Annotated in this window: 6 protein-coding genes; 3 read left to right on the forward strand and 3 right to left on the reverse strand. The window is 49.5% G+C overall.

The window, feature by feature from the left end:
- On the reverse strand, positions 1–1,407 hold a 1,407-nt coding region (locus tag BWI93_RS27155; protein WP_141217622.1), incomplete at its 3' end, for an ABC transporter permease.
- Positions 1,408–1,687: 280 nt separating this feature from the next.
- Between BWI93_RS27155 and BWI93_RS27165 the strand changes: the two genes are divergently transcribed.
- The gene (locus BWI93_RS27165; RefSeq protein ID WP_094817071.1) at positions 1,688–3,259 is read left to right on the forward strand and encodes a Na+/H+ antiporter; all 1,572 of its coding nucleotides are present in this window, start codon (positions 1,688–1,690) and stop codon (positions 3,257–3,259) included.
- 79 nt (positions 3,260–3,338) lie between these two features.
- On the opposite strand, the gene BWI93_RS27170 is transcribed toward BWI93_RS27165, so the two are convergent.
- On the reverse strand, positions 3,339–3,887 hold the full coding sequence (locus BWI93_RS27170; protein ID WP_094817072.1) for a hypothetical protein: 549 nt from the start codon (positions 3,885–3,887) through the stop codon (positions 3,339–3,341).
- 541 nt (positions 3,888–4,428) lie between these two features.
- Here BWI93_RS27170 and BWI93_RS27175 point away from each other — a divergent pair.
- Both BWI93_RS27175 and BWI93_RS27180 read left to right on the forward strand, forming a co-directional pair.
- Complete coding sequence (locus BWI93_RS27175; RefSeq protein WP_094817073.1) at positions 4,429–6,123, forward strand: GMC oxidoreductase; 1,695 nt, start codon at positions 4,429–4,431, stop codon at positions 6,121–6,123.
- 32 nt (positions 6,124–6,155) lie between these two features.
- On the forward strand, positions 6,156–6,503 hold the full coding sequence (locus BWI93_RS27180) for a VOC family protein (RefSeq protein WP_094817074.1): 348 nt from the start codon (positions 6,156–6,158) through the stop codon (positions 6,501–6,503).
- Between the two features lie 54 nt (positions 6,504–6,557).
- Here the strand turns inward: BWI93_RS27180 and BWI93_RS27185 are convergent, their stop codons facing one another.
- Positions 6,558–7,676, reverse strand: a complete 1,119-nt coding sequence (locus BWI93_RS27185) for a S41 family peptidase (protein WP_094817075.1) — start codon at positions 7,674–7,676, stop codon at positions 6,558–6,560.
- Positions 7,677–7,977: the final 301 nt, after the last annotated feature.

The raw sequence follows: 7,977 nt of genomic DNA on the forward strand, positions 1-7,977 counted from the left end.
GCCAATGTCTTTTCCCCGGAAAAAATCCATTTGCTGGGTGATCACGATGGTTCCGATGATGAGCAGTTGCGTCAACACAAACTGTACCATCACCAGACCCCGGCGTACGGATAAGCCGCCCACCTGTTGCGTACTGATTTTGCCTTTCAACGCTGCTACGGGCTGGAAACCCGCCAGTACCAGTCCAGGGTACGAACCCGAAAAGAAGGTAACGACCAGTACCAGTAGCACCAGGAAAAGGAGCATAGGCAGGTCGGTGAACAGCTGAAGGTTGCCGAAGAGATTAAGCCCCGCCGTTTCATACACCCAGTGGTTGACGCTGGGTAAAACCAGCTCGGTCAGCAGTACGGCCAGAATAACGGAGCACAAGGTAATGAGTCCGGTTTCGGAAAGAAACTGAGCAAAAAGCTGTCCTTTCGTACCCCCGATGACTTTGCGTACGCCTACTTCTTTGGAACGTTTAAGAGCCTGAGCCGTTGCCAGATTCACGAAATTGATGCAGGCCGTCAGTACCAAAAACAAGCCAATGATCGCCAGGGCGTACAACTGACTTTTACTGATCTGAGCATCGAAATCGAAGGCAAAGTGAGCGTCCTGAACGGAAATGAAGGGATGAAACCACTCGTTGCCATCTTTGGGGTGATACTTGTTAATAAACTTCCGCATGGGCTGCTCCAACGTTTTGGGGTCCACACCCGGACGCATCAAAACAAAACAATGCGTACTGGAATTGACACCGCCCCAATTATCGAGTCCTGCCCCTCCCGCGTTTTTGTAGTTTTTGAGCGTTTCCCAGGAAATAAACATTTCCTGACGTACGTCCGTATTTTCCGGAATATCCGCTAAAAGACCGCTTACTTTTAAATCCAGTTCATTGTCAACTTTGAGGCGTTTCCCAATCGGGTCTTCCGTACCAAAAAATTTGGTCGCCAGCTTTTTCGTAAGTACGACGCTGTTGGGTTGGGTCAGTGACAGGCGTGCGTTGCCGTTGAGCCACTGGTAATCCATGATGCTGAAAAACTCGGGTTCTACATAGGCAATAGAATGGTCTTCCTTAAATTTCTTGAGTGGACGTCCCTTGGCATCGGGTACGGAAACCAGGATGTCATGCTGATCGAAGATCATGGCCGTACGCTCAAAGAAAGACAGGTCATTTCGAAGGGCTTTCGCCATGGGCGTAGGGACGCCACTCGAACGGCCTACACCATCGGAATGCCACTCGGTCATTACCCGATAAATGCGGTCTTTCTGGGTGTGATACGCATCGAAACTGGTTTGAAACTTAAGGACCTGAAAGATCAGAATACCACAGGTAAGGCCCAGGGTAAGGCCAATAACATTGAGTAGCGTATAGCCTTTATAACGCAGGAGGGTCCGGTAAGCGACGAGGAAGTAATTACGTAGCATAGCAAATCAGCGATCGGTTGGTAAGGCTGGTCTAAAGTTGTGCCGTTATGAAAGGTAAAGAGGTAAGTCTTTGAAAATCAGTAGTTATAAAAAATGAAATTGTCCGAAAGCGAACGATCTCTGTTCGCTTTCGGACAATTTTACAAAATTGGACCCAAGTCATCGCTTTTCAATCAGCCTTCTCAGGCTAGACTACGCTTTATTTTTCCCCGCCTGCGTGTGCGTAAAAACCGGGCTTCCTTTTATTTTAGCACGGACCTAGCCCTTGCGTAACACTTCCATGCTTGACGTTTTTCCCTATTATCTGGCTCTCATTGTTGCGATTGTCTTACTCATCATGCTGGCCCAGCGAATTCGGGTAGCCTATCCCATTGTACTGGTATTGGCGGGACTGGCCTTCAGTTTTCTGCCGGGATTGCCCTCCATCCAGATCGATCCGGAACTGATTTTCATCATTTTCCTGCCGCCGCTCCTGTACGAAGCCGCCTGGAATACCTCCTGGAAAGAACTATGGCGGTGGCGACGGATCATTACCAGCTTTGCTTTTCTGATTGTCTTTGTCTCGGCTTTTTCGGTGGCTCTGGTCGCCGCCCATTTTATTCCCGGCTTCACGCTAGCCCTGGGCTTTTTGCTGGGCGGGATTGTATCGCCGCCCGATGCCGTAAGTGCCGGAGCCATTCTGAAATTCGTGAAAGTACCCAAACGGATGGCGTCGATTCTGGAAGGGGAAAGTCTGCTCAACGACGCGTCCAGTTTGATCATCTTCCGTTTTGCCCTGATTGCCGTCAGTACAGGCCATTTTCTGGCGGGAAATGCGGCTTTGAATTTTGTCTGGATGGTAGTGGGCGGGATCGGCGTGGGTGTATTGATTGCCTTACTGTTTTTCAAAACGCATCGTATCTTACCCACGGATGCCAATACGGATCTGGTCTTCACGCTGGTTGCTCCGTATATCATGTACATCACGGCGGAAGAAATCCACTGTTCGGGCGTATTAAGCGTGGTGAGTGGGGGACTGTTTCTGTCGCAGCGGCGGCATTTGTTCCTGAGCAGTACGAGTCGCCTGCGAACGAGCAACGTCTGGGAATCGCTGGTTTTTATCCTGAACGGACTGGTTTTCATGCTGATTGGGTTGGACTTGCCGGAAATCACTGCGAACCTTGACGGCGTCAGCATCTATACCGCCATTGGTTACGGTGTGCTGATTACGGGTACGCTGATGATCAGTCGCATGATCTCGACGTATTCGGCCATCTTCGTTACGCTGTTTGCCAGACGATACATCACCGTAGCGGACACGCGGCACCCGGGGTATAAAGCTCCTTTTCTGATGGGCTGGGCCGGGATGCGGGGCGTTGTGTCGCTGGCGGCGGCATTATCCATTCCCGTATACCTGGATAACGGCACGGAATTTCCGCAACGGAACCTGATCCTGTTCATCACCTTTATTGTGATTTTGCTGACGTTAGTGGTACAGGGCCTGACCCTGCCGTACCTGATTCGGGCCTTTCGGATTTCCGATATGGACCATTTTCTGCCGGAAGAAGATGATTACCATGCCATGCACAAGCAATTGGTCGAGCAGAGTCTAAAACGATTGCGAGACCAGTATCCAATGGGCCTGAATGATCAGCCCGTGCTAAAAGAGCTGGTACAGAAATGGGAGAACAGTACGCTGGTACTGGAAGATCAGTTGCTCAGTACGCAATCGCGGGAAGTCTATCTGGAGATGTTAGATCAACAGCGAAAATGGCTCCGCGAGTGGAACAAGGATCCCCTGGTGAACGAAGAAGTCATCCGCAAACACCTGTTACGGTTGGATCTGGAGGAAGAGAAAATTCACTATCTGTAAAAGACTTTTACACAGTCCAAAGTAACTAAAGGCGAGGCATTAGCAAGTCCGTTATCTTCTAATCAGACTTGCTAATGCCTTATTTCAGAACTCTAAACATCTCCTGAACCTCCTCCTGTCGATGGAGTGGTACTATGGTAAATACGTAACTATCTGAGTCGATATCCAGAATTTCCAGAGCATAACCCAAGGGCTTTAATTCGTTTTGATTAATCAAGTCTAGGACCTCGCCAGTATGAACGTTCCGACCGTATTTCTCTTCGTTTAACAGCGAACCTGGGTAGGTTTTTGCTGTCAGTAACGCGTTTATCCAGTAGCGAACTTCCTGCTCGGTTTCCTTCCAGTCCACTTCCGCCATTTCGTTATGATCCTGTAAGAGATCGATCAATACAAATTTGGGCAACAAAGCGTCATCTTTGCTGGGATTCAGGCTCCGAGCCGATAGTTGATACTGACCTTCCTGATCATAAAATGATTCCGGATGATCGAAGGCTTGTCGGACCTTGCGTAGTAATTTATCCTTTAGCGTTTCAGAGACGGCAATAGTATGAATGACGTTTTCGTAAAACGCGAAATCGGGCTGATCCTTTTTCTTTTTTGGACCAAACCAGTTGGAGAAGAAGCTCATGGATGCGGGTAAATGAATGAAAATTCCTTAGTAAAGCTCAGCTTCGTAACCCGGTCGGCGGCGAGCCAGGTAAAAGCCTATAAAACGTAGGCTGATACATGCGGAATACATAGGCAGGGAACCTATTCGGAATCTGCACTGCTACAAAAATAGCCTCTTCATAGCTACAATTCCTACCGATTCGATCATATTATATTTCAATAAAATATCAACAAGTTGCTAGTTTAGCCGCTCGCTCCGATTTTTAAATCGGGGCGGTCCTGGTTTGGCGTCTGCGAGGTCCAGCTACCTATCATCCCAACTCAGCTTACTACAAAAATGAATATTTTGCTTGGCACGATTTGAAACCGTCATGGAATGATCGGGTGATTGGTTGAGCATTGCAGACGGCCGACCAATCACCCGAAACCAGCCTACCAGGAAAATACCAACAATTACACATATGCCAGGAAACGACATCGGTATTCCTAGTTTATCACTATGAAAAATGAATAAATTTTTATTTTAGTGTTAGATTACACGAATACTGTACGTTGCTGAAATGAAAGAAGAACGTTCCTACGATGCCATTGTCATCGGTTCGGGTATTAGTGGCGGCTGGGCGGCCAAAGAACTCTGCGAAAAGGGCTTAAAAACCCTGGTACTGGAACGCGGACGCCCGATCGAGCACCTCAAAGATTACCCGACCGCCCCCCTGCATCCCTGGCAGTTACCCCACCGGGGCCGGATGAGTAAAGCGTTTCTGGATGAAAATCCCTTAATCAGCAAAGCCGCCGGGTTTGGCTCGGATACGGCTCATTTCTTCATTCGTGATCAGGATCATCCCTACATTCAGGAGCAACCGTTCGACTGGATTCGTGGCTATCAGGTAGGTGGCAAATCATTGACCTGGGGCCGGGCCTGCCAGCGGTGGAGCGATTTCGAATTTACCGCTCCCCAGCGGTTTGGGTACGGCATCGACTGGCCCATTCGTTACGCCGATATTGCTCCCTGGTACACACACGTGGAGAAATTCATCGGGGTTTGTGGCCATGCGGATGGGATCGAAGCCATGCCCGACGGTGAATTTCTCCCGCCTTTTCAGCTCAACTGCGTAGAAACGGCTCTTCAGGAATCTATCCGGAAGCATTACCCGGATCGTCATCTGGTACAGGCCCGCTGGGCTCATCTGACGCAACCCAAAGACATTCACCTGCAACAGGGGCGGGGAAAGTGTCAGGCTCGTAACCTGTGCATGCGAGGCTGTCCGTATGGGGGCTATTTTAGCTCCGTATCTTCCACCTTGCCCTGGGCTCAGAAAACGGGAAAACTTACCATTCGGCCGCATTCCGTTGTGCACTCCATTCGCTACGACGAAGCCACGCAGAAAGCGTCGGGCGTTCGGGTGATTGATGCGGAGAGCAACGAGGTCATTGACTTTTCGGCCCGTGTCATTTTTGTGAATGCCTCGGCTCTAAACAGCAATTTGATTTTGCTCAATTCCCGCTCGAACCGTTTCCCGAATGGACTAGGCAACGACTCCGGACTGCTGGGTAAGTACGTGGCCTTTCATAATTACCGGGCCAGTTTGCACGCGGAAATGCCGGGATTTACCGACCGCTACTATTTCGGCCGTAATCCGACGGATGCCATCATCGCCAACTACCGTAATCTGGCGAAGCAGGATACTGATTACCTGGGCGGATTTACGACCTTTCTGGGAGCTTACCGGAAGAAAGGAACGTTGACGGCCAAGAGTCCGGGCTTTGGGGCGGAATTTAAAAAGGCCATGACCGAGCCCGGTACCTGGCAGATTTACATGTACATGCAGGGTGAAACCATTCCGAAAGCTAGCAATCACGTGCGATTGAGTACAGATCAGACGGATGCCTGGGGTATCCCGAGTCTGATCACTTCGGTAGGGTACGACGAAAATGATGAGAAAATGACTCAGGACTTTATTCAGGAAAGTAAGACCATGCTTGAAAAGGCAGGATGCACGACTATTGAAACACACGACAACAGGCAGGCTCCGGGTCTCGACATTCACGAAATGGGAGGGGTACGCATGGGCCGTGATCCGAAGACGTCCTTGCTTAATGCTCGCAATCAGATGCACGCCGTACCCAATGTGTTCGTGACCGACGGAGCCTGTATGACCAGCACGGGCAACCAAAGTCCCTCGCTGCTGTACATGGCTCTGACGGCCCGAGCTGCCGCGTATGCTGCCCAGGAATTAAAAGCCCGACGGTTGTAAGGACAGAACTAGACGTACCTAATTTCAAACCCATGCTTACCAATATTCACCCCAAATTACCCATGCGGGATAAAGCTACTACCCGCGACTTTTACCTCCGTCAATTGCAATTCACGGATGTTGGTGCTATGGATTATGAAGGCTATTTGATGGTGAAAAAGGATACCATTGAAATTCACTTTTTCGAATTCAAAGAACTCGATCCGGCTGAAAATTATGGACAGGTCTACATTCGTACCGATGCCATCCGGGAGTGGTACCAGTTTATACAGGATCAGGGACTGAAGTCAACCGAACTGGATTACAAACCCTGGGGCGTAATGGAATTTTCCATGCTCGATCCGGATTCTAATCTGCTCACGTTCGGGCAGAATGTCTAATCCATTGTATATTCCAATCTAAAAACCTGTGTAAATCGTTCAGAATAGAAAAGGCTACTTAGTCTTACTCTGCTTCAAATGAGCCAGAGCGGCCGATAAAACCGTATCCTGCATTTGTTCGGCTTCTTTCCGGGTATTCTTTACGACCACATCTACGGGCGTACCTTTTCCTTCGTAGCAAACGCCATTCGCCGCGTAATAGCGTTGATTGGATAGTGAAATCTGCCATTGGTTGGGCAATTCAAAGCCGTACATATCGGAATAAATGCCCCTGGTATTTTCACCGATAAGCGTGGTCTGGGGTAAGGCTTTCAAAATCATCGCCAGTACATCACCGGCACTCGCGGTCTGGTCATTGGTAAGTACGATGACGGGTCGGGTAAAGGGCTTTTTCGACTCGGGTTGGATGTACCATTTTTCCAGCGGTGTAAAGTCTTCATAACCGCCTTTTCGGGTCTGTTTGCTGTGGCCCAGTACTTTCTTCGACGTAAACCGTCCCGCAAACGCGTACGAAAATTCATCATTGCCTCCAATATTCATCCGGGCGTCTACCAGGAGGGCCTGTACACCATCCATCTGCCGTAAAACCGAATCCAGAATAGTTCCTGCCAGGGAGGCATCCTGCGGGGCATCATCCGACGTTTCTTCGGAAGCAAAGCATCGACCCGTTCGGATGTACCCGTAGTTTTTCGAACGCGTATACGAGAAAAGCGGCGTGTTCCGAAATAAGGGTCCACTTGTTTTTACGGGTTGAAACCCGTTTCGTTCCAGCGTGGCATCCGTAGCTTTCCAGAATAAAGCTTTGGCTTCTTTATCCGGAAAATCCGCCAGAAATGTCGAAGGTTTTCGGGCCTTGTACTGTCGTTTGCCGGGAATGATGAGGTTGATGTGATCATCCTCAAACGGAGCTACCAATTGAGATAACACCGAGAAGAGGGAATCATCCGAAGTAGTCGCCGTGACGCGGGGTCGGTACTGCTGATAGCGGGCCTGCCAGTCGATATTCCGCAAACGAAAAAAAGCGTAATGATCCTCAAAGGTTTGCCAGAACGTCTCAAAGCACTTTTCGGGCATCGAGAGCATAATGTCTGTAGGCGTAGACGCAGGATTTTGCTGAGCAAAGGTGAGCGTTGCCCAGCTTAGTAAGAGTAGTAGGAAAGATGCTTTTCGCATGAAGTAGGTGTTGATTGATTCTTTCGCCTTAAAAAGACCGGATCTGGTCCCTCAAGCAGAGTTGGTACTTTAGTCCGTATGCATCCCATGCCGCTGACTTCCTCTTACTCAGACCCACCGCATTGCAGAGGAAGTCAGCGGCTTTTCGCAATAGGACGGGGATCGGATTTATGTCGCCTGTGGAGGTTCTAGGTTACATTTTAACAACTAGCAACTAATAACTTTCAAAAGATGTCGGAAGAAGAAAACCTCTCCCGCACGTGAGCAACGGAACGACCTACGACAGCCGCAATGCGGTGGC

This window comes from Siphonobacter sp. BAB-5385 (assembly GCF_002261125.1).
Taxonomy (GTDB): Bacteria; Bacteroidota; Bacteroidia; order Cytophagales; family Spirosomataceae; genus Siphonobacter.

Coding starts and splice junctions, on each gene's coding strand:
- BWI93_RS27175 (WP_094817073.1), top strand. CDS start 4,429: ATGAAAGAAGAACGTTCCTACGATGCCATTGTCATCGGTTCGGGTATT.
- BWI93_RS27165 (WP_094817071.1), top strand. CDS start 1,688: ATGCTTGACGTTTTTCCCTATTATCTGGCTCTCATTGTTGCGATTGTC.
- BWI93_RS27170 (WP_094817072.1), bottom strand. CDS start 3,887: ATGAGCTTCTTCTCCAACTGGTTTGGTCCAAAAAAGAAAAAGGATCAG.
- BWI93_RS27180 (WP_094817074.1), top strand. CDS start 6,156: ATGCTTACCAATATTCACCCCAAATTACCCATGCGGGATAAAGCTACT.
- BWI93_RS27185 (WP_094817075.1), bottom strand. CDS start 7,676: ATGCGAAAAGCATCTTTCCTACTACTCTTACTAAGCTGGGCAACGCTC.